Genomic DNA, 23181 nt, shown 5'->3' with positions numbered 1-23181 from the left:
GGCAGGCGGTGCGCCTCGTGGGGGCCGACCCCTGGGCCAGGGCCCGGGCCATGGAGACGCCCCGCGACGCGCGGATCGACGACCCGGTGGCCGAGTGGCTCTACCCGCGCTGGTGGTGCGGCTCCGACGAGGCGAGCGTCGCGCTCGGCGCCGACCCGCTCATCGGGGGACTCCTCGAGACGGCACGCCGGTCGGTCACGCCGGTCGAGACGGCATACCTCGTCCTCGCGAGCGACGCGGCGCAGCTCGTCGCGGCCCGTACGACCGGTTCCACCCGGGGCACGCTCGTCCGTCGCGCGGCCGACGCCGTCGTCGGCTCGTCCCGTCCGGGTATGCCGCCCCGCCCGGGTGACCTCGTCGACCTCCTCGCCGGGGTCGGCGAGGTCGACCGCGATGGCGCCTGGTGGTGGGCCCACACCGGCGAGCAGCCGATCTCCTCCTTCGAGCTCGACCGCTGGTACGTGAACGTCGCCGCCGCCGATGCCCCACGTCTCGTCGCGGCCACGGTCCGCCTCGCCGCGACCACCGGGGTCCCGCTCTCGCTCAAGTGCCCGGCGCGTGCGGGCGGTTTCGACCGGCGCGACGCTCTCGTCGTCTATGCGCCGCGAGCAGACGCGAGACGGCTCCAGGCTGCTCTTCCCGGCTGGCTGGACGAGGTCTCGGGCGCGCTCAACCCGGACGAGCCGCCGCTCACGCGACGGCTGCACCCGGGGGTCGGGGTGGCGCAGGACCCGGGCGGGGGCATCAGCTACGGCCAGCTCCGGTGCGCCCAGATCGCGTCGGCAGTGGGTCGGGCGTTCGACGCAGCCCGAGGAGACCTCGCACGCGCCGAGCGTCTGGTCGCCGGCGACGGGGTGTCCCTGCTCGCCGACGTCGGGATCCGCGCCGAACGGCCCGAGGAGGTGGCGGCATGACCTCGGCACCCGCGCCCGTCCTGCCCGCCGTGCCGCCGTTCGTCGACGGCCCGGACACCGAGTTCGCGAGGACGGCGAGAGCGCTCGCCGCCCGCCTCGTCTCCCTCGCCCGGGTGGACGGGCTCGGGGAGCCGAGCTGGACCGGCGACGACATCGACCCGCGGTCGGCGCCCGACCTCAGCACGCCGCCGATGCTCGTCCACGGCCCGCTCGACGACGGGCTGCTCACGGGCAGGGCCGGGATCGCGGTGGCCCTCTCGGCGGCCTCGCGCCTGCCCGGGGCCCCGCCGGAGTGGGGCGGGCTCGCCGTGCGGACGGCGGCGGCCGCCTTGCGCGGCCCCGCCGCAGACCTCTCGTCGCACGTCCATCCGGGGAGCGGTATCGGCTGGGAGAGCGGCGCCCTCGGGATCGCCCGGGCCGCCGCTGTCGTGGCCGAAGCGCACGGCGACCCCGCCCTGGCTGGGTCCTCGCGGCGCCTCGGAGGGCTCGCGGTTCGTCGCGTCGTCGACCGCCCGGACGAGCTGCCCCGGTTCGCCGACCTCATGGGCGGCCTCGCCGGCGTCCTCGCCGGCGTCCTGTCCGCCCCGCTGGACCGGCCGGACGAGAGCGCCCGCGCGGACGCCGTGACGCTCCTCGTCGACCGCATCGCCGCCCTCGCTCTCGACGGGCCGATCGGCCGCCGGTGGCCGATGGCCGGCTCGGACCAGAGCGTCGTCGGCCTCGCCCACGGCGGCAGCGGGATCGCGCTCGCGCTGACAGCGGCCGCTGCGTCCGTGCCGAGCGCGTCGACGTATGCCGCTGGGCTGGCCTCCGAGGCCATGCTCTGGGAGGAGTCCCTCCACGATGCAGGGGCGGGCGGCTGGCCGGACCTCCGGCTTGCCGAACCGGTGCCGGGTCTCGCCTGGTGCCACGGCGCGCCCGGCGTGGGCGTGTCTGCCGCGCTGCGCGAACCGCTCCTGAGCGCGACGGACCGGGGCTCCCGCGAGGCCGCCGCCGCGCAGGTCGCGTTCGGCCGGGCCCGGGCCGCCAGTGCCGCCCACCGCCCGACAGGACTGCAGCCGTTCGACGGGTCCATCTGCCACGGCCTGGCCGGCGTCGTCGAGATGCACCTGGTCGCCGCCGATGCCTGGCCCGCCGCGGCCGCCGAGCATGTCGCCTCGGCCCGGGCGCTTGCGACCCAGCTGACGCGGGCCGGGCGACCGGGGCACCCGACCTGGCTCTGCGGCATACGCAGTGGCGGGCGGAGCCCGAACCTCCTCGTCGGGATCGGTGGGGTCGCTCTCACCCTCGCTCGCTGCCACGACCTGTCGGTGGGGCCGTCGGCGGCCGACCCCTTCCTCGGCCCGTTCACGGGACCTGCGGCGCAGCGGGAGGCGTGACCGCCTACGAGGTCGAGCTCCAGCCCGGTGAGGTGTCCGAGGGCTCGGCCGAGCGGGGCCCAGAGGACTGCGGCTCGGCGCGCTGCGTGGAGCTCAGGGTGTCGACCTCCGCCACGGACACACCCTCGATGGACCGGGCGTCGTGGACGAAGGACTCCACGGCATCGTCATCGACCTCGGCCACGGCGACCCCGGGCAGCTCCGGGGCCGGCGCGTGGACCGTCGCGGGCCCGAGGTCGCGCAGCGCGTGGACGACCCGCTCGGGGTCGGAGTCTCCGGACAGCGTCACGAGGACACGAGTGGCCATCCCGTCATTGTCGACCTCCGTCGCGGGAACGACAACGATCCCCGGCGCGGGCGGGCAGGACCACAACAGCTCCGCCGTGGCGGGGTTGTTGTGGTCGTGCGGCCCGGATCGCCGTTGCAGGTCCGCCAGGGTGGAGCTTTGTGGTCGTGCGGCGGGGTCCTGACAGCGCGGCAAGGCCGGGAGGCGGCTCAGCGCTGCGCTGCGGCGAACCGCTCGTGCAGCGCCCTGACCTCGTCCTCGAGCTCAGGTACCGGCCCGTCGACGACCGCCCCCGGCACCACCTCCCGGATCGGCAGGGCACGGACGGCCGACGAACCCGAGCCCCACGCGGACCGCCACACGCCCAGCTGAGCCGAGCTCACGGCATACACGATCCGGCCGAGCCCGACCCAGCCGTGGGCGGCCGAGCACATCGGGCAGTGCTCGCCCGACGTGTAGACCGTCGCGGTGGCCCGTTCGGCCGGAGTGAGGTGGGCGCCCGCCCACCGCGCGATGGCGAACTCGGGGTGTTGGGTCTCCTCGAGGGCGATGACGTGGTTGTGGTCCTCGAAGAGCACCTCACCGTCCGACGAGACGAGCAGCGAGCCGAACGGCTCGTCGCCGGACTCGAGAGCCTGCCGGGCCAGCTCGACGGCACGCCTCAGGTGGGCGAGGTCGCGTTGGTCGACACTCATGCGACGGTCCCGGTCAGCAGGGCGAACGTGATGAAGGCGCCCCCGTCGGCTTCGAGCATCCCCTGGACCGGCGAGGTCATCGTCCCCTTGAGCTCCATGACCGCGCGCTCCCAGAGGAGCCAGTTGGCGCACCCCTCCGGCTGGGTCCGCGCGGTGACCGCCTCGAAGGCGCGGCTGAACTCCCACTGGCTGCGCAGCCACTCTGCGGTGTGCCACGCTGCGGTCTCCGCGCCGACGACCCGGTCGATGTGGTCGGGGATCTCGCCGAGCTCGCGGACCTCGGTCGTCAGGGCCGGGGTGGCGACCCCGAGCTGACCACCGGGCTTGAGGTACTTCGCGAGGTAGGGCGGGTAGTGGTCGCCCGTCCCGAAGTACTCCCACGCATCGATGCTGACGATCGCGTCGAAGGTCCCCTTGCCGAACGGCAGCGCGTGCGCGTCCACCCGCATCGGCAGGATCCGGTCGTCGACGCCCTCCTTCCGGAAGACCTCGGCGGCCTCGCTCGGGTCGACCCAGAGGTCGGCGGCGATGACGCGGACGCCGTACTCCTTGGCGAGGAAGACCGACGTCGCGCCGAGCCCCGACCCGAGGTCGAGCACGCGCATGCCGGGTCGGAGCTCGAGGTCGGCGGCGAGGTCCTCGAGGAGCCAGAGCGGGTGCGGGCCCATGTCGAGGTCGACGAGCCACATGGCGTCGTACTTCGCCGACTTGGGGTACTCGTCCTTGACGAGGTGGTCGAGCGCTGGCATGGCTCGATCCTTGTCCACGAGGACGTATGCCGTCGAGCCGGTTCCGTTCGCTGGGACCCGTGCGCGGCGGCGGGCTGCGGTGGGGCTGGCTCAGGGCAGGGGCGAGGTGGCGGTCCGGAGGCGTTCGCGCGTGACGTCGGCGACGGACGTGCAGCCGGTCAGCGCGAGCTGCAGGTCGAGCTCGGCGACCAGGTTGCGCAGGACCTCCGAGACGCCGTCGGCGCCACCGAGCGCGAGCCCGTAGACGTGCGGTCGGCCGATGGCAACAGCCGTCGCACCGAGAGCCAGGGCGACGAAGACGTCTGCGCCGCAACGGATCCCACTGTCGAAGATGACGGGCATGTCGGAACCCGTCGCCCGGACCGCGTCGACGACGCCCGGCAGCGCGTCGAGCGCCGCGACCGACCGGTCGACCTGGCGGCCGCCGTGGTTGGAGACGTAAATGCCGTCGACGCCGGAATCGACTGCGCGGCGGGCGTCCTCGGGGTGAAGGATCCCCTTGAGCACGATGGGCAGCCGGGTCAGCTGACGCAGCCGCGTCAGGTCCTCCCACGTCAGCGACGGCCGCGAGAACACGTCGAGGAAGGTCTCGACCGCGACCCGTGGCTCGGGCGCGGTGAGGTTGTGGCGCGTGTCGCCCGGGTGGTTGCGGCTCATCGAGACGAGCGTCCTGACGGCGGCCGGGGTCGGCCGCGGTCGAGCCTGGGGCGTCGCCGTCGCGACGCGCTCGGCCACGAGCCTGCGGAACACGGGGTCGGAGGTGTACTGCGCGATGCCCTCGCCGCGGGCGAACGGCAGGTGCCCGAGGTCGAGGTCCCGGGGGCGCCAGCCGAGGTATGCCGTGTCGAGCGTGACGACGAGCGCGTCGCTCCCGCATGCCTCGGCCCGGGAGACCAGGCTCTCGACGAGCTCGTCGTCGCTGCTCCAGTAGAGCTGGTACCAGTGGCCCGACCCGGCGAGCTCGCGCGCCACGTCCTCCATCGGCACCGACGCCTGAGTGCTGAGGATCGGGGTCACGCCCTGCTCGCGCGCCGCCCTGGCGACGGCGAGGTCGGCGTCGGGGTGCGCCATCGACAGGACTCCGATCGGGGCGACGAGGAGCGGGCTCGCGTGGCGCCGGCCGAAGAGCTCGACGGACAGGCCGCGCTCCGTCGTGTCGACGAGCATCCGGGGCACGACGCTCCAGCGGTCGAACGCCGAAGCGTTGGCGCGCGCGGAGGCCTCGGACCCGGCGGACCCGGCGACATAGGCGAAACCCCTGCGCGACATGACCTTGCGGGCCTCTGCCTCGAGGCGCGTGCCGTCGGTCGGCACCTTCGGGCGGTGCCCGAACGCCCCAGCCCGGTAGATCGCGGACTGCACGGCCCTGCCGACCCCGCCCAGCGGCATACGCCTCGGCTCGCCCGACGTACTCATCGCCACGTCACCGTGACGGTGGAGCGCCACCAGCGCTCGAACCCGTCGGCGGGCTCACTCGTCGGCGGGTCGGCGCGGCTCCACAGCCGCAAGTAGAGCCCGACCGGCGGTCCAGTCAGCACGTGCTCGCCCCGGGGGAGCCGCTCGGAGGCCCGGTCGATGCGCGCCGTGCGGGCGGGGCGGTCGGGCGCCAGGTCGAGCAGCCACGCGACGTCCGAATCGTCTGGGCACACCAGCACGGTCGTCGCGACCTCGGGGCTCACGCCCTGCTTGGGCCGGGGTACGAAGCCGCGGAGCAGCTCGTCGATCCCGTCGAGCGCGATCGCGGGGCTGATCCACGTCTCCTCGGGCCGCGGCGCGCGGCCGAGCCGTGCGGCGAGGGCGTCGACCGCGTGGATCGTCGTCTCGTGGCACTGGCGACGGGTCCAGAAGACCTTGGGGGCAGGCGCCTCGCGGAGGAAGACGAACGCGTCGAGGTCGTCCGGAGCGTCGACGATCGCCTGCAACAGCGCCGTGGCGCCGTCGTCGAACCAGCCGAGGAGGTCCGGGCTGGCGAGTCCCTCACGCTCGAGGGCGTCGGCGTCCTCGACGGGCGTGGACCGGAGCTGGCTCGCGGCCCAGCGGTGGACCATCCCGATGTGGGCGACGAGGTCGCGCACCGACCACTCGGGGCAGGTGGGGACCGGCGCCTCGAGGCCGGCGGCGGCCGCGTTGGCTCGAAGCACCGTCGCGGCCCGGCCGAGCCCCTCGCCGAGCTCGTCGAGGGTGAGGCGCGTCGGGGGTGTCGAGATGGTCATGCGCGGCAGTCTGCCCGAGTTCTCGTGGAGTGTGGGCGCGTATGCCGGTGGGCGGCCCGCCTGCGCCCGCGCGCGAACGAACCCGGCCGGGGCTGGTGACGCCCCGGCCGGGTTCTCATTCAGCTGACCTCTCCCTTCGGAGTCGAGTCATCGCGGACTACGTCACGGGAGGTTGTCCCACCACGTGTAGTTCGCGATTGCTCGTGCGTTCTTGCTGTCGGCAGATGTGCCCGGCGTGAACGTCGAGCTGTCACCGGCCGTGTTGAACGACGCAGCCTGCTGCTGCGCGTTCTTGATGGCGTTGGTGTTCGTGCCGCAGTACGCGGCCTCCCATTGGGCGAACATCCCGCTGCCGCCTGACGGGACCGACCCGAACGCCGAGGCGTTCAGCTCGGCGGCCAGCAGCTGCTGGAGCAGCTGCATCCTCGCCTGGTCGAGCGAGCTCCGCTTGGCCCCGGTCGACGTCGTCGAGACGCCGGACCAGAAGCCGCCCATGAGCTTGCCCAGGGTGTCGATCGGGCGACCACAGAGCGTCGCGTCACCGATGCCAGCCGTCGCAGCAACGCCGGGGAAGGTGTGGCCGAAGGCCGTCCCACCGAACCAGGCGATCTGTGCCAGCTGGGGGTGCGTGGCCCAGAAGCCCTGGGTCCGCGTGACGCCCTGACCGGTGTTCTCGAAGGTGCACGTCACCGTGTCACCGTTCTTGAGCGAGATGCTGGCCGTCTGGGTGGTGAGGTCACCGACGCCCGTGCTGCCGCCGCTGCCCGTGACCACGCAGTTGTACGGCGTGGTCGGGTCAGTGGAGCCACCGATCCCGGTCAGGATCCAGCCGAGCTGGGTGCTCTCCTTGACCGTGTACGAACCGGCGTTGAGCGTCTGGCTGTTCTGGCCGCCGCCCGGGAGGGTGAACCCGGTGTAGCCGGTGCCCGTCGTCGTGAAGGCGAAGCTGCCGGTGTTGAGCGGCTTGGTCACCTTCTTGATGATGATCGTGCCCGGCTGGTCGTTGTTGGTGATCGTGCAGGTGGCCTCGCCGCCGATGCCGACGGTGATGTTGCTGCCGCTCTGCGTCCCACCGACACACGACCACGCGCTGGCCGTGTAGCCGTAGACCGAGGTCTCGGACAGGGCCCACGTGTCAGCCTTGAGGCCGGTGCCGGAGTCGACCGGGCTCGTGCCGGAGAGGTTGTTGCCTCCGGTCCCGATGGCCGACAGGGTGAAGTCGGCGACGGTCTTGGTCCCGCCGTTGTCGTTCACGACGATCTTGCGCAGGTGGAGCTTGGGCGCGATGTCGTTGTTGGTGATGGTGCAGGTGGCCGACTCGCCCAGGGCGAGCGTGATGTTGCTGCCGTTCTGCGTACCACCGACACACGTCCAACCGCTGGCTGCGTAGCCCGCGACCCCGGTCTCCGAGAGGGCGAACGTGTCGGCCTTGAGTCCGGCGCCCGAGTCCACGGGGCTGGTGCCGGACAGGTCGTTGCTGCCGGTGCCGTCGGCGCTCAGGGTGAAGTTCGCGACAGTGGCGGTGCCGCCGTTGTCGTTGACGACGACCTTGCGGAGGTGCAGCGCCGGAGCGTTGTCGTTGTTGTTGATGGTGCAGGTGGCGGACTGGCCGAGGGCGAGTGCGATCTGGCCGGGAGCGGTGAAGGTTCCACCGGTGCACGACCAGCTGCCGGCGGTGTAGCCGGGCAGGTTGGTCTCGGACAGGCTGTAGCTGCCTGCGTTGACGTCGCTCTCGGCTCCACCGGCGCCGCTGATCGGCGTCGGGCCGGCTGCGGAGAGGGTGAAGTCGGTCGTCTTGGCCGTGCCGCCGTTGTCGTTGGTCACGGTCTTGACGAGCGTCAGGTGCGCCGTCTGGTCGTTGTTATTGATGGCGCAGGTGGCGGACTCGCCGAGGGCGAGGGAGATGCTGCTACCGCTCTGCGACCCACCGACACAGGACCAGGCGCCGGCCGTGTAGCCGGGCAGGTTGGTCTCGGACAAGGTGTAGCTGCCTGCGTTGACGTCGCTCTCGGCTCCACCGGCGCCGCTGATCGGCGTGGGTCCGGCAGCGGAGAGGGTGAAGTCGGTCGCCTTGGCCGTGCCGCCGTTGTCGTTGGTCACGGTCTTGACGATCTTGAGGTGCGCCGTCTGGTCGTTGTTGTTGATCGTGCAGGTGGCCGACTCACCGAGGGCGAGCGCGATCTTGTCCGGCCCGGTGAAGGTTCCACCGGTGCACGACCAGCTGCCGGCGGTGTAGCCGGGCAGGTTGGTCTCCGACAAGGTGTAGCTGCCTGCGTTGACGTCGCTCTCGGCTCCACCGGCGCCGCTGATCGGCGTGGGTCCGGCAGCGGAGAGGGTGAAGTCGGTCGCCTTGGCCGTGCCGCCGTTGTCGTTGGTCACGGTCTTGACGATCTTGAGGTGCGCCGCCTGGTCATCGTTGGTGATGGTGCAGGTGGCTTCCTCCGCGATCCCGAGGGTGATGGAGTTGCCGCTCTGCTGTCCACCGACGCACACCCAGCCGCTGCTCGAGTAGCCGGTGGGCCCGGACTCGGACAGGGCCCAGCTGTCGGCCTGCAGACCGGGGTCTGAGTCGACCGGGCTCGTGCCGGACAGGTCGTTGCTGCCGGTGCCGTTGGCGGTCAGGGTGAAGTTGGCAACGGTTGCGGTGCCGCCGTTGTCGTTCACGACGATCTTGCGCAGGTGGAGCTTGGGCGCGATGTCGTTGTTGACGATGGTGCAGATGGCCGACTCACCGAGGGCGAGCGTGATGTTGCTGCCGTTCTGGGTGCCCCCGTTGCACGACCAGGCGCCGGCCGAGTATCCGGCAGGGCCTAGCTCGGTGAGGTTGTAGCTTCCCGCGTTGACGTCCTTGCTCACTCCGCCCGCACCGCTGATCGACGTGGGGCCGGTCGCGGAGAGGTTGAAGTCGCCCGGCAGGGCGGTGCCGCCGTTGTCGTTCACGACCTCCTTGACGAGGGTCAGGTGTGCGGTCTTGTCGTTGTTGTCGATGGTGCAGACGGCGGACTCGCCGACGGCCAGCGTGATGCTGCTTCCGTTCTGCGTGCCACCCGTGCACGACCAGGCGCCACCCGTGTAACCGGCGGGTCCGGCCTCGGACAGGAGGTACGCGCCCGCGTTGACGTCACTCTCGGCGATGCCCTTGCCGCTGAGTGGCGTGGGGCCGTCCCCGTAGAGGGTGAAGTCGCCCGGAGTCGCCGTGCCGCCGTTGTCGTTGGTCACGGTCTTGACCAGCTTGAGGTGTGCGGTCTGGTCGTTGTTGTTGATCGTGCAGGTGGCCGACTGGCCGAGAGCGACTGCGATCTGGTCGGGAGCGGTGAAGGTGCCACCGGTGCACGACCAGGTGCCGGCGGTGTAGCCGGGCAGGTTGGTCTCGGACAGGCTGTAGCTGCCTGCGTTGACGTCGCTGTCAGCGCCGCCGGCGCCGCTGATGGGCGTGGGTCCGGCTGCGGAGAGGGTGAAGTCGGTCGCGACGGCCGTGCCGCCGTTGTCGTTGGTCACGGTCTTGACCAGCTTCAGGTGTGCCGTCTGGTCGTTGTTGTTGATGGTGCAGGTCGCGGACTGGCCGAGATCGAGCGCGACCGTGTTCGGAGCGGTGAAGGTGCCGCCGCTGCAGGACCATGAACCGGCCGTGTAGCCGGGGAGGTTGGTCTCGGACAGGGTGTAGCTGCCTGCGTTGACGTCGCTGTCAGCGCCACCGGCGCCGCTGATCGGCGTGGGTCCGGCAGCGGAGAGGGTGAAGTCGGTCGCCTTGGCCGTGCCGCCGTTGTCGTTGGTGACGGTCTTGACGATCTTGAGGTGAGCGGAGTTGTCGTTGTTGTTGATCGTGCAGGTGGCCGACTCACCGAGGGCGAGCGTGACCTTGCTGCCGCTCAACGAGCCACCGACGCAGGACCACGAGCCGGCGGTGTAGCCCGGCAGGTTGGTCTCGGACAGGGTGTAGCTGCCTGCGTTGACGTCGCTCTCGGCTCCACCGGCGCCGCTGATCGGCGTGGGTCCGGCAGCGGAGAGGGTGAAGTCGGTCGCGACGGCCGTGCCGCCGTTGTCGTTGGTGACGGTCTTGACGAGCTTCAGGTGCGCCGTCTGGTCGTTGTTGTTGATCGTGCAGGTCGCCGACTGGGTGAAGTCGAGGGCGATCTTGTTCGGGGCCGTGAAGGTGCCACCGGTGCAGGACCAGCTACCGGCCGTGTAGCCGGGCAGGTTCGTCTCGGACAGGGTGTACGTGCCCGGGGCCACATCGCTCTCGGTACCGCCGGCGCCGCTGATCGTCTGCGGCCCGGTCGCGGTGAGAGTGAAGTCGGTTGCACTCGCGCTGCCGCCGTTGTCGTTGGTCACGGTCTTGACGAGCTTGAGGTGTGGGTTGGCGAGCCTGTGGTTGAGGTAGGTGCAGGTGACGTTCTCACCCTCAGCGAGCTTGATCGTCGCGGTGGATCCCGAGACGGTCTGACTGCCGCCGTTCGGCGTGGTCACCGAGCAGCTGGCGCTGTCGAAGATCCACGGAGAGGTCTGGGCCCCCTCGGCGACGGTGTAGGTCTGGAAGTTGATGATGTTCGAGAAGACCTTCGTGTTGGCGGACGTGCCGTCGTCGACGAGCGAGAAGTTCGTCAACGGTGTCGGCGAACCGGTGAAGCTGAACGCCTGCGAGCCGTTCGGCGTCGCGTCCTTCACGATGGTGATTGAACCGGGGAAGATGACCGCGTCAGCGGAGAGGGACCTGTCCTGGTTGCCGCCCGACCCGTCGAGGTCGACGAGACTCGTGTGATACGGGGAACCCGAGATCGCCACGGCGGAGTTGTTCGCTCCCCAGTCCTTCCGGGTGGAGATGTGACCGCCCCAGGCGAGGACGGGGTTGGCCACCGACGCGGTAAAGGTGATCGAGATCCTTGCCGACTTGTCGCCCGCGAACCCTGTGCCGCTCGGGTAACTGTAGGAGCCCACCGAGTTGATGGTGCCTCCGTACAAGGAGAAGTTCCCCGGAATCGGCGTAACGCCAGCACCGATAACTTGCCCGTCGGCCGGGATGGGCTTCACGCTAGGCGGCCCGGTGCAGCCTGAGACCCCCAGGCATGGGTCAGCGTCTGCGACGGACTGGTTGAAGGTAGTGAGGTAGTCAAGGGCGTGGGTTCCGCTCTTGGTTGTGTCCCACTCGATCGTCACGGTGTGTGTGCCGGAGGTCGACAGGCTGCCGAACGTCAGGCGGTAGGGGATCGAGTCGCCCTCGAAGTACACCGACTTGCTGCTACCGAGGTTGCCGTTGACCCACTGGGTCGCGCTGGTGTCACACCCATCGGTGCTCGGAGACGGCAACGGGTCGTTGGCGCACTGGTCGAGGTTGGCCGACGGGTTGGCGTCGGTGAACGAGGTCGTCGCCTGCAGGGCGCTTCCGTCGGCGGCCGTCTGGGTCGCTGTCACGCCGTACTGTGCCACGAAGTAGTTGGGCAGCGAGAACGTGTCGACGATCGTTCCGTCGCTGGCAGGTGCGACGTCGACAACGTGCTGCCAGGTCTGGCCTGAGTCGTCGTTGACGACGACATGGACCTGCGAGCCGGCCGGGTCCCACTGGGTGCCGGTGAGCTTCACGGTCTGCCCGGGGTTGTAGTCGGCGAGGTCGCTGGTGATCGTCGGTGTGAATGTCGCAGCCTGCGCGGAGACCGCACCGAACTGGGTCCCGAGGGAGACGATCAAGGCGATCACGACCATGATCGCCGTTCTCAAACGCCTGTCACGCCTGGGCGGCCCACCCCTTGCCACGGTGTCAGCCGGAATGCGTGGATTGTCTTTCATGGTGCGTCCCTTCCAATTACCCAGACGTGCATCGGCAATGGAGGAAAGGTTGGGCGAATCGCCCTGTGTGCCAGTCGCTTCCTGGACCGCAGGCATGACGGTGGGCCCGATCCCTCCCCGGATCTCCCCCGAACCCACGCCCCCGCGTGGGATCACTCAAGATGCTAGGCGCGCGCGTTCGGGCGGGTGGCAAATTCGCAGATGCCGCGGCATATGGACGATATTTCTATTGCGCCACGGCGTCCCGGGGCCGCTCTTTTCCTTTGAAAGGCCGCTATATGCGGAAATCACGACGACGACACCCGAATGGGGATGGGCCGCGGCATTTCGGGCGCTCGGCTCGGGCGCTCGGCGCCACCCCTCTGCGACCACTCCGCGACCACTCCGCGACACCTCCTCACCCGCCCATCGAGCCCGCACCTGTCCGGCGGGCCCTGCCCGCGGCGGTAGATTTGCGGGGCCGGACCCGCACACCCCAGCCTGTCCGGGCATCGTCGAGACCAGACACCGACCGGAGGTCACCGTGGACGCCAGCGACCTGCTGCGCAACTCACTCCTGCAGCTGTCCAAGCAGGAGCGCATCCGAGACGTCATCGAGAAGGCCCCAGTGTCCCGGGCGGTCGTCAAGCGATTCGTCCCCGGCGCCGAACGAGCCGACGTCGTCGGCGCGGCGGCCGAGATCGCAGCCTCCGGCCGGTTGTCGACGATCGACTACCTCGGTGAGGACACCCTCGACCTGGCCCAGGCCCAGCACACCCGCGACGCCTACGTCTCGCTCCTCACGGCCCTGCGCGACCAGGGCCTGACCCAGGCCGGCAAGGTCGAGGTCTCCCTCAAGCTGAGCGCGCTCGGCCAGGCCCTCCCCGGTGACGGCAACAAGATCGCCCTCGACCATGCCCGCGAGATCTGCACCCTCGCGGCGGAGGCCGGCACGACGGTCACCCTCGACATGGAGGACCACACGACGACCGACCTGACGCTCGACGCGCTGCGCGAGCTCCGGGCCGACTTCCCGACCGTCGGCGCCGTGCTGCAGGCCTACCTGCACCGCACCGAGGGCGACGCCCGCGACCTGGCGTATGCCGGCTCGCGCGTTCGGCTCTGCAAGGGCGCCTACAAGGAGCCCGAGTCGGTCGCCTTCCAGTCGAGCGCCGACGTCGACAAGTCCTACGTCCGGTGCCTCAAGATCCTCATGCAGGGCGAGGGCTACCCGATGGTCGCCTCGCACGACCCGCGCCTCATCGAGATCGCCGGGGCGCTCGCGGGCCAGGCCGGCCGCAACCCGAGCTCCTTCGAGTACCAGATGCTCTACGGCATCCGACCGGAGGAGCAGCAGCGGATCGCCGACCGTGGCGACCAGATGCGCGTCTACATCCCCTACGGCCAGGAGTGGTACGGCTACCTCATGCGCCGCATGGCGGAGCGCCCGGCGAACGTCATGTTCTTCCTCCGCGGCGTCGCGACGAAGGGCTGACCTGCCATGGCGACGACGGCGATCCTCGGAGCGGGGGTCATGGGCGAGACGCTCGTCTCGGGGCTGATCCGCTCGGGTCGCAACCCCGCCGACCTCGTCATCACCGGCCGCACCCCCGACAAGGTCAACGCGCTGGGGGAGAAGTACGGCGTGCGGGTGCTCTCGAACGCCGCGGCCGCCGACGTCGCCGACACCCTCGTCCTCTGCGTCAAGCCCCAGGACATGGCGGCCCTGCTCGACGAGATCCACGACCACGTCGCTCCAGGCAACGCCGTGGTCTCGCTCGCGGCCGGCATCACGACCGAGTTCCTCGAGTCGAGGCTGCCCGAGGGCACGTCGGTCATCCGCGTCATGCCCAACACCCCGGCGCTCGTCGACCAGGGCATGGCGGGCATCTCGCCGGGGAAGCACTGCACCGACGACCACCTCGCGGAGGCCGAGGAGCTGCTCTCGTCCTGCGGCAAGGTCGTCCGCCTCGCGGAGAAGCATCTCGACGCGGTGACGGCCATCTCGGGCAGCGGCCCGGCATACATCTTCTACGTCGTCGAGGCGATGATCGAGGCCGGTGTCGTGCTCGGGCTGCCCCGCGCGACGTCGACCGAGCTCGTCGTCCAGACGCTGTACGGAGCGGCGACGATGCTCAAGGAGACGCACGAGCACCCCACGGTCCTTCGCGAGCAGGTGAGCTCGCCGGGCGGCACGACGGTGGCGGCCCTGCGCCAGCTCGACGACCACAAGGTTCGGGCCGCGTTCGTCACCGCGATCGAGGCGGCGGCGGCCCGGTCGAAAGAACTGGCCTCCGGGCAGGGCTGAGGGCAGGCTGGTCGCATGTCGACGCCCGAGCACTCCGGCCAGCATCTGCCGATGCACCTGCACGAGGTGCACCCCGACGACTGGGAGAGCCACCGCGACATCCGGCTGGAGATGCTGCGTGAGGCGCCCGACGCCTTCTGGTTCACCTACGCCGACGAGGCCGTCTACGACGAGGCCGACTGGCGCGAGCGGATCGAGGGGGCCTGGCTCGTGCAGGCGCGGGACGTCGACGGGGTGATCGGCAGCGCCGGCCTCGGAAGCCACTGGGAGCCCGAGCGGGCCACGACGGCGACCCTCTTCGGGATGTACGTCGCCCCGCGGGCTCGGGGCAGGGGCGTCGGGGAGGCGCTCGTCGGCGCCGTCCTCGACGAGGCCCGCCGCCGCGGGAAGTCGGTCGTCGTCCTCGAGGTGGCCGACACCAACGCGCCGGCGATCGCGCTCTACGAGCGCTGCGGCTTCGTCCGCACCGGAACGACCCACCCCCACCCGCGCAACGACGCCGTCCACGAGGTCGAGATGGTGGCCCGGCTCGGCTGAGTGCCGCCGGACAACCGCCACCCGTTCGTATGCCGCTGAGCCGCCGACGAGCGCCCGCTCGCCCCCGTTCGCGTTCTTCGGCCGGAGACCGGTCCGGAGCGACGAATGTTCACCTGGTTCCGGGTGCATTTCGTCGAATCTTCGTGACAAGGTGGCCCCATGAGCGAGATCACCGTGCGCCCCTTGGGGGAGGACGACTGGCAGCACTACCGCTCGGTGCGTCTCGAAGCCCTTCGCGAGTCGCCCGAAGCCTTCGTGGCGACCGCCGCGGAGGAGGAAAGCTATGACGAGGCGCTGTGGCGTGAGCGCATGAACCGGTCCGAGCGGCTCGTCGCCGAGATCGACGGGCGGGCGGTCGGGGTCGTCAGCCTCGGCAGCGCCGCGGCCACCGACTCCGCCGCGGGCGAGCTGTTCGGACTCTGGGTGCATCCCGAGGCGCGTGGCGTCGGCGTGGCCACGCGGCTGGTCAAGGACACCGCCGAGCGCGCCCGCGCGCGCGGGCACAAGCAGCTCGTCTACTGGGTCGGCACCGAGAACGGCCGAGCCGTCGCCTTCGCCAGCGGCATGGGCTTCCGGCCAACGGAGTACCGCCGCCCGATGGGCGTGGTCAGCGAGGAGGACGGCGACGAGGAGATCGCCATGGTCCTCGCGCTCGGTGACGACCCGGGCCGCACCTGAGTCCCTGAACCCGCAGCCGTCGGGCCCGCCAGGGCCGCGGTGAGGCGTCGGTGGCCGCTCCCGGCGCTCAGGGGCGCGCGGCGAACCGCTCGCAGAGCTCGGTCGGCCCGCTCACGATGAGCATGTGGTGGGCCGAGATCTTCGTCTGGGGGACGGCATACGTGAAGTCCTCGCCGGGCGCCTTGACGCCGACCACGGTGACGCCGTACTTGCGCCGCACCTGGCTCTGCTCGAGCGTGAAGCCGATGGTCTCGGCCGGCGGCTTGATCTTGACGATGGCGAAACCGTCGTCGAACTCGATGTAGTCGAGCAGCTTGCCGTTGACGAGGTGGGCGACCCTCCGGCCCGAGTCGGCCTCCGGGGAGATGACGTGGTGGACCCCGATCCGCTCGAGGATCCGCTTGTGCTCGGGGCTGAGGGCCTTGGCCCAGATCGCGGGCACGCCGGCGTCGACGAGGTTGGCGCAGGCGAGGACCGACGACTCGACCGACGAGCCGATGCCGACGATGGCGATCTTGGGACCTGCGTCGCGGATCATGTCGAGCGCAGACGCGTGCGCCATGTCGGCATGGACGATCTTGGCGACCTTGTTGACGTACGACTCCGCGATGGAGCTGTCGCGCTCGACCGCGATGACCCGATGCCCGAGCCTGGTCAGCTCGAGGGCGACGGCCGAGCCGAATCGTCCGAGCCCGATGACGAGCACGTCGTCGTCGAAGAGCCGGTTGCGGCCCATGGGCATTACCTCCGTCGAGCGTTGGCGCGTCGTGGGACGCGATAGCGTCTCAATCATGCCAACTCAGGCCCGGGTCGTCTGGGACGACTCCTTCACCCACTACGACTTCGGGCCGACCCATCCCATGGCACCGGTCCGTCTCGACCTCACCGCGCGGCTCTGCGACGCGCTGGGCGTCTTCGATGCCGACGGCGTCGAGCGCGTCGGGGCCGACATCGCCGACGACGCGCTCCTCGAGACGGTCCACGACGCCGACTACATCGCGGCGGTCCGGGCGGCGTCGGTCGACCCGGAGACGGCTGACCCGGCATACGGCCTCGGCACCGAGGACGACCCCGCGTTCGTCGGCATGCACGACGCCAGCGCGCGGGTGGTGCGGGGCACCGTCGACATCTGCCGCGGCGTCTGGGAAGGGGAGACCAGGCACGGGGTGAACTTCACCGGTGGACTCCACCACGCGATGCCCGGCAAGGCGAGCGGCTTCTGCGTCTACAACGACATCGCCGTCGGCATCCGCTGGCTGCTCGCGAACGGCGCGAAGCGCGTCGCCTACGTCGATCTCGACGTCCACCACGGCGACGGCGTCGAGCGGATCTTCTGGGACGACCCGCGCGTGCTGACGATCTCCGTGCACGAGACCGGCCGGGCGCTCTTCCCGGGCACCGGCTGGCCCACCGACATCGGCGGGCCCGGCGCCGAGGGCTACGCCGTCAACGTGTCCCTGCCGCCCGGTCTCTCCGATGCCGGCTGGCTGCGCGCGATCCACGCGACCGTGCCCGCCCTCGTCCGGTCGTTCAAGCCCGACGTGCTCGTGACGCAGCACGGGTGCGACACGCACGCCGAGGACCCGCTCGCGCACTTCGCCATCACCGTCGACGCCCAGCGGTCGGCTGCTGAGGCGATGCACCGACTCGCCCACGACGTGTGCGACGGGCGGTGGGTCGCACTCGGCGGGGGCGGCTACGAGGTCGTGGACGTCGTGCCGCGGACGTGGACGCACCTGACCGCGATCGCCGCGCACGTGCCGATCAAGACGTCGGCGGAGATTCCCGAGGACTGGCGCGAGCACGTCCAGCGGCTCTTCGGCCGACCCGGTCCCCGACGGATGGGCGACCTGACCGCCGAGGACGGCCCGCTGTGGTGGCGGTCCTGGGAGATGGGCTACGACCCGGGGAGCGAGGTCGACCGCGCGATCATGGCGACGCGCACCGCGGTCTTCCCCCACCACGGCCTCGACATCCACTTCGACTGATCTTCGCCGTCTGGGGCCGTTCCCCTCCCCCGCGCGTCATGGCGTGGCGCTCGAGGTTCTTCGCCGGGGCGGAGTTCTTGTGGGGTTTGGTGGCGTGGCGCTGGAGGTTCTTCGCCGGGGCGGAGTTGTTGTGGGGTTTGGTGGCTTGGGTTCAGGGGGTCGTTGCAACACCGGTGGCTTGTGGTGGTGACAGTAGCTTGGCAAGGGCTTGGGCTGGGGTGTCCCAGCCCAGGGTTTTGCGGGGTCTGCCGTTGAGTTCAGCGGCGACCGCGGTGAGGTGTTCGACGGTGTGCACCGACAGGTTGGTGCCCTTGGGGAAGTACTGACGCAGCAGGCCATTGGTGTTCTCGTTGCTGCCGCGCTGCCACGGTGAGTGGGGGTCACAGAAGTAGATCGGCAGCCCGTCCTCGATCCGGATCTGCAGGTGGGCCCCGACCATCTCGCTGCCCTGGTCCCAGGTGAGGGAGCGCCACAGCTGCCGGGGCAGGGCCGGGATGGCTCTGCCCATGGCGTCACGCACGGCCAGGGCGTCGTGCGCGCCGGGCAGGTGCAGCAGCATCGTGAACCGGGTGGTCCGCTCGACCAGGGTGCCGATCGCCGACGCGCCGTCCTTGCCGAGGATCAGATCCCCTTCCCAGTGCCCGGGCACGGCCCGGTCTTCGGCCTCGGCCGGCCGCTGGCTGATCAGCAGCTCGGCCGGGACCCGGGCCCGGCGCTGCCCCTCGCGCCGGCGGGGCTTACGCACCGCGCGCCCGGTGCGCAGCGCCGTGACCAGCTCCCGGTTGAGCCCACCACGTCCCTGCACGTACAGCGACTGGTAGATCGTCTCGTGGCTGACCTGCATGCTCCTATCGTGCGGGTACCGGCGGGTCAGCCAGGCGCTGACCTGCTCCGGGCTCCACCGCTTCGCCAGCTTCTTGCGCACGCACCGGGCCAGCCTCGGGTTCCCGGCCAGCTTGCGCGGCTTCGGGCGGGCGCCCGCCCGCTCGGCCCGGTCCTGCGCCACCGACGCCAGGTACGGAACCTGCCGCGGCCCCCGCCCGCTGGCCGGGCCGCGCGAGTGGCTGCGCCCGTTGCGGGCCAGCTCGCGGCTGACCGTGCCCGGGTCGCGCCCGAGCCACCGGGCGATCTCGCGCACCCCGCTGCCCCCGCCACGCCATAGCGCGATCAGCTCCCGCTCACGAAACGACAGATACCGGCCCGAGGGCTCCTTCAGGCGGGGGCGCACCCCGCCAGCCTGATGCACGATCGTCCGGCCCGTCGCCGCCGCGATCCCCGCGCGTGTCGCCGCCTGCTCCACCGAGCCACACACCAGCAGCTGCTCCCAGAACCGGGACACCTCCTCCCGCCGGGTCCGGACCCGACCCTGACGCACCCGTGAACCATCCATGTGCTTGACAACCCCTTCAACAGGGGTGTTGCAACGACCACTTGAATTCACCTGGCGTGGCGCCGGACGTTCTTCGCCGGGGCGGAGTTGTTGTGGGGTTTGGTGCCCGAACGGCCGGAGGTTCTTCGCCCGGGCGGAGTTGTTGTGGATCCGGGCGGTGCCGTTCCGGGGAGGAATCCGGGTTGTCGGGCGGACAGCACCCATGCCACCCTTGTCGCACGGCGATGACGGGCCTGACGATCCTGAGCCGAGCACGACAAGAGGCCGACCGCACTCTCGCGGCGGCGAAGGTGTGGTGGCACAGCGACATTCCCCATCGCCCACACCTCCGGGGCTCGATCCCAGGAGGTGAAGGTATGCACCACATCCAGCAGTCAGCAGGCGAGCAACCGGCTCGCGCAACCACGACGACCGACGCGGCAACCACGACGACGACCGCGACACCACCCACCACGACAGTCACCGGGCGAACCCTCGCGCGTGAGCTTGCAACCCTCGGCGACGCAGCGCCGGCCACGCTCCGCGGCTGGGTCCACCGCAGGCGTGTCCTGTCGAGCGTGACGTTCCTCGTGCTGCGCGACCGCTCCGGCCTCGCGCAGGTCGTCATCAAGGACCCGGCGACGGTCGGGCAGCTCCAGGACCTGCCCGAGGAGACCGTCGTCGAGGTGACGGGCACCGTCAGCCTCAACGCGTCCGCGCCCGGCGGTGCGGAGCTCGTCGAGCCGACCGTCGTCGCCCTCACCGAGCCGGCCGTGGCGCCACCCACGGAGCTGTGGCGCCCGACGTTCGGGGCGGGTCTGCCGACCCACCTCGACCATGCGGCCGTGACGCTGCGCCACCCGCGGCACCGGGCGGCCTGGCAGCTCGCGAGCGCCTCGATGCGCGGGTTCCGCGAGGCGCTCGGGGCGCTCGAGTTCACCGAGATCGCGACCCCCAAGCTGGTCGGCACGGCGACCGAGTCGGGGGCCAACGTCTTCACGGTCGACTACTTCGGCCGCACGGCCTACCTCGCGCAGAGCCCCCAGCTCTACAAGCAGATGCTCGTCGGAGTCTTCGAGCGCGTCTTCGAAATCGGGCCGGTGTTCCGGGCCGAGCCCCACGACACCGTGCGCCACCTCGCGCAGTACACCTCGATGGACGCGGAGCTCGGCTTCATCCGCGACCACCGTGACGTCCTCGGCGTGCTCCGCGCCGCGCTCGCCGGGATGGTCGACGCCGTCAGGACGTATGCCGCTGAGGCCGCTGCGCTCCTCGACGTCGACCTGCCCTCCGTGCCCGAGGAGATCCCGGTCATTCACTTCCGGGACGCGCTCGCCAAGGTCGGCGCCGACCCGGACGAGCCCGACCTCAGCCCGGCGCACGAGCGAGCCCTGAGCGAGTGGGCGCGGGCGGCATACGGCTCGGACTTCCTCGCGGTGGAGGGGTACCCGATGGCGAAGCGGCCCTTCTACACCCATCCGCAGCCGGGGGACGAGCGGTGGAGCAACAGCTTCGACCTGCTCTTCCGCGGGCTCGAGCTGACGACCGGCGGCCAGCGACTCCACCGGCCGAGCGACTACGCGGCGGCCCTGGGGCGGACCGGGACCGACCCCGCGCTGCTCGGCGGCTACCTCGACGCGTTCGAGCACGGGATGCCTCCGCACGGCGGGTTTGCCATCGGTCTGGAAAGGTGGGTCGGGCGCCTCACGGGAGCAGAGAACATCCGCGAGGTGACGCTGTTCCCGAGGGACCTGAACCGACTCGTGCCGTGAATAGTCCGACATGTCGGGAGATCCGCAGGGATCGTTCCGGCGTGTCGCCTTGCGCGCCAAAGGTCTTACTCTTTTCGGCACTTCCCCTCCCGTCACATCTGCCCCTAGTGTTGACTCCTGCACGTGCGTGATGTTTCGCCGGAGGGGAAGCCGGCGACACGCGAGTGCCCCAACAGATCGGGGTCAACATGACGAACGAGCGTCAGCTCTCCGAGGTGCGGTTCCTGACCGTTGCCGAGGTCGCCTCGATCATGCGGGTGTCGAAGATGACGGTGTACCGGCTCGTCCACGGCGGGGACCTTCCCGCAGTTCGCGTCGGTCGCTCCTTCCGGGTCCCGGAGGATGCGGTGCACACCTATCTCCAGACGTCCTTCATCGACACCGCGTGAACCGGTTCCGCCGGACGAGGGGCGGTTCGGGTCATCGACCCGGACCGCCCCTCGCCGTTCCCCGCACGCCCCACGCGCGCCCCACGCTCGGCGCCGCCGACAGACGATGTGGTAGCGCTTTTGAGGTCCTGGCGTTGCACGCGCTACGCTGTGGGTTCTGTTCGGCTCTTGGTTCGACTTTCCCTCTTTCTGACGGTCTGTCGGCGCAGGTCGGCACATCGCACAGTCAAACGGATCAAGGACAACCATGGGCTCTGTCATCAAGAAGCGCCGCAAGCGGATGGCGAAGAAGAAGCACCGCAAGCTGCTGCGCAAGACGCGTCACCAGCGTCGCAACAAGAAGTGATCGTCGCGGGCTGACCCGCACGCTCTCGGCCCTTGCCCTCTCCGGGGCGAGGGTCGTTCGCGTTTCTAGGCGTATGCCGGGCGCGTCCCGTGCGAGACCGGCCACAAACGACGGACGGGTGGGCGCCGAGGGTGCTACCTCTCGGTAGGCTGCATGTGCAGGGTCGTGAGGCCCCGCCGGGCCCGTTGGGCGACAGCGACGACAGGAGGAGCCGATGGCGAAGGTCGTGCTGGTCACGGGCGTGTCCCGCTACCTCGGCGGCCTCTTCGCCCGGCGCCTCAGCGCCGACCCCACGATCGAGCGGATCCTCGGCGTCGACGTCGTCCCGCCACGGCACTCCATCGGACGGACCGAGTTCGTCCGGGCCGACATCCGCAACCCGATGATCGGGCGGATCATGGCCCAGGCCGGCGTCGACACCGTCGTGCACATGAACGTCATCGCCACCCCCAAGGACACCGGTGGCCGGGTGACGCAGAAGGAGATCAACGTCATCGGCACGATGCAGCTGCTCGCCGCGTGCCAGAAGTCCGAGACGGTCCAACGGCTCGTCGTCAAGTCCTCCGCAGCGGTCTACGGCTCCTCGCCGCGCGACCCCGCGATGTTCACCGAGGACATGAACCCCAAGTCGATGCCTCGCACCGGGTTCGGCAAGGACTCCGTCGAGGTCGAGGGCTACGTCCGTGGCTTCTCCCGGCGCCGGCCCGACGTCGAGATCACGATGCTCCGCTTCGCCAATGTCATCGGCCCGAGCATCCGCACCGCGTTCACCGACTACTTCGCGCTCTCGCTCGTCCCGGTCCCGCTCGGCTTCGACGCGCGGTTCCAGTTCGTCCACGAGGACGACGCGACGGCCGCGATGATCCTCGCGACGACCGGCCCCTCCGTCGGCATCGTCAACGTCGCGGGCGAGGGCTTCCTCACGGTCACGCAGTGTGCGGCGATCGCCCGTCGCCCGATCCTTCCCGTGCCACTCGCCGCCGCCGGGATGATCGGCTCCATCGTCAAGAGGAGCGGTCTCGCCGACTTCTCCGCCGACCAGCTCACCTTCCTCGCCTTCGGCCGGGGGCTCGACACGACCCGGATGCGGACCGTCCTCGGTTTCGAACCGCAGTTCACGACGCGTGAGGCGTTCGAGGACTACGTGCGTTACCTGCGACCGGCTGTCCCCGGGGTCGACGGCGTGGGTGACGTGGTCAGCGACGCCGCCGAGGTCACCGCGGCCGCCATCGGGCGCGTCTTCGACAGGATCCAGCCGTGACGCCGCCCAAGGCACGCAAGACCGGCGCCAAGGCCTCGCCGACGGACACCGCGAAGGACACCGCGAAGGACACGTCGAAGGACACCGCGAAGGACACGTCGAAGGCCTCGGCGGGGCCGTCGACGTCCACCAGGGGCACGACCAAGAAGGCGGCCGCCCGGAAGGCCCCGGCGCGGCCGGCCGGTGCCACGGGCGACACGGAGACGACGGCGACGAAGGCGACGAGGACGACGAAGGCATCGAGGGCGGGCGGCGCGCAACACGCCGAAGCATCGAAGGGGAGCATGACCTCCGGGAACAGCAGCTCCGAGACCCACACCTCGAGGGCCACCGCCCGACGACCGGTGCGAGGGGCCTTCGCCGCGGGGGCCGAGCGGGCGAGCGGCGAGCGCCGCCGGCGCAGCGGCACGCCCCTCCTGTCGCCGAACGAGCCCGTCGAGGTCAGCTCGGCCCGCCGCGACCACGCCGAGGGCCTGCCGAGTGCCATCGCCCCGACCGTCGTGGGCGCGGACCTGGCCGCCCCGACACCGTCCGAGA

General features: G+C 70.8%; 19 protein-coding genes and 1 pseudogene. 12 read left to right on the top strand and 8 right to left on the bottom strand.

Features of this window, described 5'->3' with window-relative positions; translation table 11 throughout:
- Window positions 1-50: 50 nt before the first annotated feature.
- On the top strand, window positions 51-914 hold the full coding sequence (locus N865_RS00095; RefSeq protein WP_157557485.1) for a T3SS effector HopA1 family protein: 864 nt from the start codon (window positions 51-53) through the stop codon (window positions 912-914).
- Window positions 911-2293 (top strand): lanthionine synthetase LanC family protein, encoded by a 1383-nt coding sequence (locus N865_RS00090; protein WP_034800224.1) that lies wholly within the window; start codon window positions 911-913, stop codon window positions 2291-2293. Before N865_RS00095 ends, N865_RS00090 begins: the two co-directional genes overlap by 4 nt.
- 4 nt (window positions 2294-2297) lie before the next feature.
- Here the strand turns inward: N865_RS00090 and N865_RS00085 are convergent, their stop codons facing one another.
- From N865_RS00085 to N865_RS00060, 6 genes are all read right to left on the bottom strand, one after another.
- Window positions 2298-2600, bottom strand: a complete 303-nt coding sequence (locus N865_RS00085; protein WP_034800221.1) for a hypothetical protein — start codon at window positions 2598-2600, stop codon at window positions 2298-2300.
- Window positions 2601-2788: 188 nt separating this feature from the next.
- On the bottom strand, window positions 2789-3274 hold the full coding sequence (locus tag N865_RS00080) for a nucleoside deaminase (RefSeq protein WP_034800219.1): 486 nt from the start codon (window positions 3272-3274) through the stop codon (window positions 2789-2791).
- Complete coding sequence (locus N865_RS00075; RefSeq protein WP_034800216.1) at window positions 3271-4023, bottom strand: SAM-dependent methyltransferase; 753 nt, start codon at window positions 4021-4023, stop codon at window positions 3271-3273. The genes N865_RS00080 and N865_RS00075 overlap by 4 nt, the downstream gene beginning before the upstream one ends.
- 90 nt (window positions 4024-4113) lie before the next feature.
- Window positions 4114-5439, bottom strand: a complete 1326-nt coding sequence (locus N865_RS00070; protein WP_245603607.1) for a lactate 2-monooxygenase — start codon at window positions 5437-5439, stop codon at window positions 4114-4116.
- Window positions 5436-6236, bottom strand: coding sequence for a maleylpyruvate isomerase N-terminal domain-containing protein (locus tag N865_RS00065; RefSeq protein WP_034800210.1), 801 nt, complete (start codon window positions 6234-6236; stop codon window positions 5436-5438). Before N865_RS00065 ends, N865_RS00070 begins: the two co-directional genes overlap by 4 nt.
- Window positions 6237-6398: 162 nt before the next feature.
- Window positions 6399-11933, bottom strand: coding sequence for a prealbumin-like fold domain-containing protein (locus N865_RS00060; RefSeq protein WP_034800207.1), 5535 nt, complete (start codon window positions 11931-11933; stop codon window positions 6399-6401).
- 607 nt (window positions 11934-12540) lie between these two features.
- On the opposite strand from N865_RS00060, the gene N865_RS00055 reads away from it, so the two are divergent.
- The 4 genes from N865_RS00055 to N865_RS00040 all read left to right on the top strand — a co-directional run bounded on the left by N865_RS00055 (window position 12541) and on the right by N865_RS00040 (window position 15519).
- A complete protein-coding gene (locus N865_RS00055; RefSeq protein ID WP_211244819.1) occupies window positions 12541-13491 on the top strand; it encodes a proline dehydrogenase family protein in 951 nt (316 codons plus the stop codon).
- 6 nt (window positions 13492-13497) lie between these two features.
- Complete coding sequence (proC, locus tag N865_RS00050) at window positions 13498-14304, top strand: pyrroline-5-carboxylate reductase (protein WP_034800204.1); 807 nt, start codon at window positions 13498-13500, stop codon at window positions 14302-14304.
- A 15-nt stretch (window positions 14305-14319) separates the two neighbouring features.
- Window positions 14320-14841 (top strand): GNAT family N-acetyltransferase, encoded by a 522-nt coding sequence (locus N865_RS00045; protein ID WP_245603606.1) that lies wholly within the window; start codon window positions 14320-14322, stop codon window positions 14839-14841.
- A 159-nt stretch (window positions 14842-15000) separates the two neighbouring features.
- Window positions 15001-15519 carry a GNAT family N-acetyltransferase gene (locus N865_RS00040; protein ID WP_034800201.1) on the top strand — a complete coding sequence of 173 codons (519 nt, stop codon included), beginning with the start codon at window positions 15001-15003 and terminating at the stop codon, window positions 15517-15519.
- Window positions 15520-15586: 67 nt separating this feature from the next.
- On the opposite strand, the gene N865_RS00035 is transcribed toward N865_RS00040, so the two are convergent.
- Window positions 15587-16255, bottom strand: coding sequence for a potassium channel family protein (locus N865_RS00035; RefSeq protein ID WP_034800198.1), 669 nt, complete (start codon window positions 16253-16255; stop codon window positions 15587-15589).
- Between the two features lie 55 nt (window positions 16256-16310).
- Here N865_RS00035 and N865_RS00030 point away from each other — a divergent pair, with 55 nt between their 5' ends.
- Window positions 16311-17507 (top strand): acetoin utilization protein AcuC, encoded by a 1197-nt coding sequence (locus tag N865_RS00030; RefSeq protein WP_034800196.1) that lies wholly within the window; start codon window positions 16311-16313, stop codon window positions 17505-17507.
- Between the two features lie 151 nt (window positions 17508-17658).
- Here the strand turns inward: N865_RS00030 and N865_RS00025 are convergent, their stop codons facing one another.
- Window positions 17659-18897 (bottom strand): IS30 family transposase, encoded by a 1239-nt coding sequence (locus N865_RS00025; RefSeq protein WP_051509701.1) that lies wholly within the window; start codon window positions 18895-18897, stop codon window positions 17659-17661.
- Window positions 18898-19253: 356 nt separating this feature from the next.
- Here N865_RS00025 and aspS point away from each other — a divergent pair, with 356 nt between their 5' ends.
- The 5 genes and pseudogenes from aspS to N865_RS00005 form a co-directional block, all read left to right on the top strand.
- On the top strand, window positions 19254-20648 hold the full coding sequence (gene aspS / locus N865_RS00020) for an aspartate--tRNA(Asn) ligase (RefSeq protein ID WP_084327804.1): 1395 nt from the start codon (window positions 19254-19256) through the stop codon (window positions 20646-20648).
- Between the two features lie 188 nt (window positions 20649-20836).
- Complete coding sequence (locus N865_RS00015) at window positions 20837-21037, top strand: helix-turn-helix domain-containing protein (RefSeq protein ID WP_034800450.1); 201 nt, start codon at window positions 20837-20839, stop codon at window positions 21035-21037.
- Window positions 21038-21284: 247 nt separating this feature from the next.
- Window positions 21285-21383 carry a 30S ribosomal protein bS22 gene (locus N865_RS22075; RefSeq protein WP_003792170.1) on the top strand — a complete coding sequence of 33 codons (99 nt, stop codon included), beginning with the start codon at window positions 21285-21287 and terminating at the stop codon, window positions 21381-21383.
- A 214-nt stretch (window positions 21384-21597) separates the two neighbouring features.
- Window positions 21598-22644, top strand: coding sequence for an NAD-dependent epimerase/dehydratase family protein (locus N865_RS00010; RefSeq protein WP_034800192.1), 1047 nt, complete (start codon window positions 21598-21600; stop codon window positions 22642-22644).
- Window positions 22641-23181 (top strand): annotated as a pseudogene (locus N865_RS00005) (hypothetical protein); the annotation flags it as partial. The gene N865_RS00010 and the pseudogene N865_RS00005, both read left to right, overlap by 4 nt.

The sequence above is a fragment of the Intrasporangium oryzae NRRL B-24470 genome, from assembly GCF_000576595.1.
GTDB lineage: Bacteria > Actinomycetota > Actinomycetes > Actinomycetales > Dermatophilaceae > Intrasporangium_C > Intrasporangium_C oryzae.
Note: the sequence above shows the minus strand (reverse complement) of the source record. Positions and strands in the feature narration are given on the sequence as shown.

Coding starts and splice junctions, on each gene's coding strand:
- N865_RS00095 (WP_157557485.1), top strand. CDS start 51: ATGGAGACGCCCCGCGACGCGCGGATCGACGACCCGGTGGCCGAGTGG.
- N865_RS00090 (WP_034800224.1), top strand. CDS start 911: ATGACCTCGGCACCCGCGCCCGTCCTGCCCGCCGTGCCGCCGTTCGTC.
- N865_RS00085 (WP_034800221.1), bottom strand. CDS start 2,600: ATGGCCACTCGTGTCCTCGTGACGCTGTCCGGAGACTCCGACCCCGAG.
- N865_RS00080 (WP_034800219.1), bottom strand. CDS start 3,274: ATGAGTGTCGACCAACGCGACCTCGCCCACCTGAGGCGTGCCGTCGAG.
- N865_RS00075 (WP_034800216.1), bottom strand. CDS start 4,023: ATGCCAGCGCTCGACCACCTCGTCAAGGACGAGTACCCCAAGTCGGCG.
- N865_RS00070 (WP_245603607.1), bottom strand. CDS start 5,439: ATGAGTACGTCGGGCGAGCCGAGGCGTATGCCGCTGGGCGGGGTCGGC.
- N865_RS00065 (WP_034800210.1), bottom strand. CDS start 6,236: ATGACCATCTCGACACCCCCGACGCGCCTCACCCTCGACGAGCTCGGC.
- N865_RS00060 (WP_034800207.1), bottom strand. CDS start 11,933: ATGGTCGTGATCGCCTTGATCGTCTCCCTCGGGACCCAGTTCGGTGCG.
- proC (WP_034800204.1), top strand. CDS start 13,498: ATGGCGACGACGGCGATCCTCGGAGCGGGGGTCATGGGCGAGACGCTC.
- N865_RS00045 (WP_245603606.1), top strand. CDS start 14,320: ATGTCGACGCCCGAGCACTCCGGCCAGCATCTGCCGATGCACCTGCAC.
- N865_RS00040 (WP_034800201.1), top strand. CDS start 15,001: ATGAGCGAGATCACCGTGCGCCCCTTGGGGGAGGACGACTGGCAGCAC.
- N865_RS00035 (WP_034800198.1), bottom strand. CDS start 16,255: ATGGGCCGCAACCGGCTCTTCGACGACGACGTGCTCGTCATCGGGCTC.
- N865_RS00030 (WP_034800196.1), top strand. CDS start 16,311: ATGCCAACTCAGGCCCGGGTCGTCTGGGACGACTCCTTCACCCACTAC.
- N865_RS00025 (WP_051509701.1), bottom strand. CDS start 18,897: ATGGATGGTTCACGGGTGCGTCAGGGTCGGGTCCGGACCCGGCGGGAG.
- aspS (WP_084327804.1), top strand. CDS start 19,254: ATGCACCACATCCAGCAGTCAGCAGGCGAGCAACCGGCTCGCGCAACC.
- N865_RS00015 (WP_034800450.1), top strand. CDS start 20,837: ATGACGAACGAGCGTCAGCTCTCCGAGGTGCGGTTCCTGACCGTTGCC.
- N865_RS22075 (WP_003792170.1), top strand. CDS start 21,285: ATGGGCTCTGTCATCAAGAAGCGCCGCAAGCGGATGGCGAAGAAGAAG.
- N865_RS00010 (WP_034800192.1), top strand. CDS start 21,598: ATGGCGAAGGTCGTGCTGGTCACGGGCGTGTCCCGCTACCTCGGCGGC.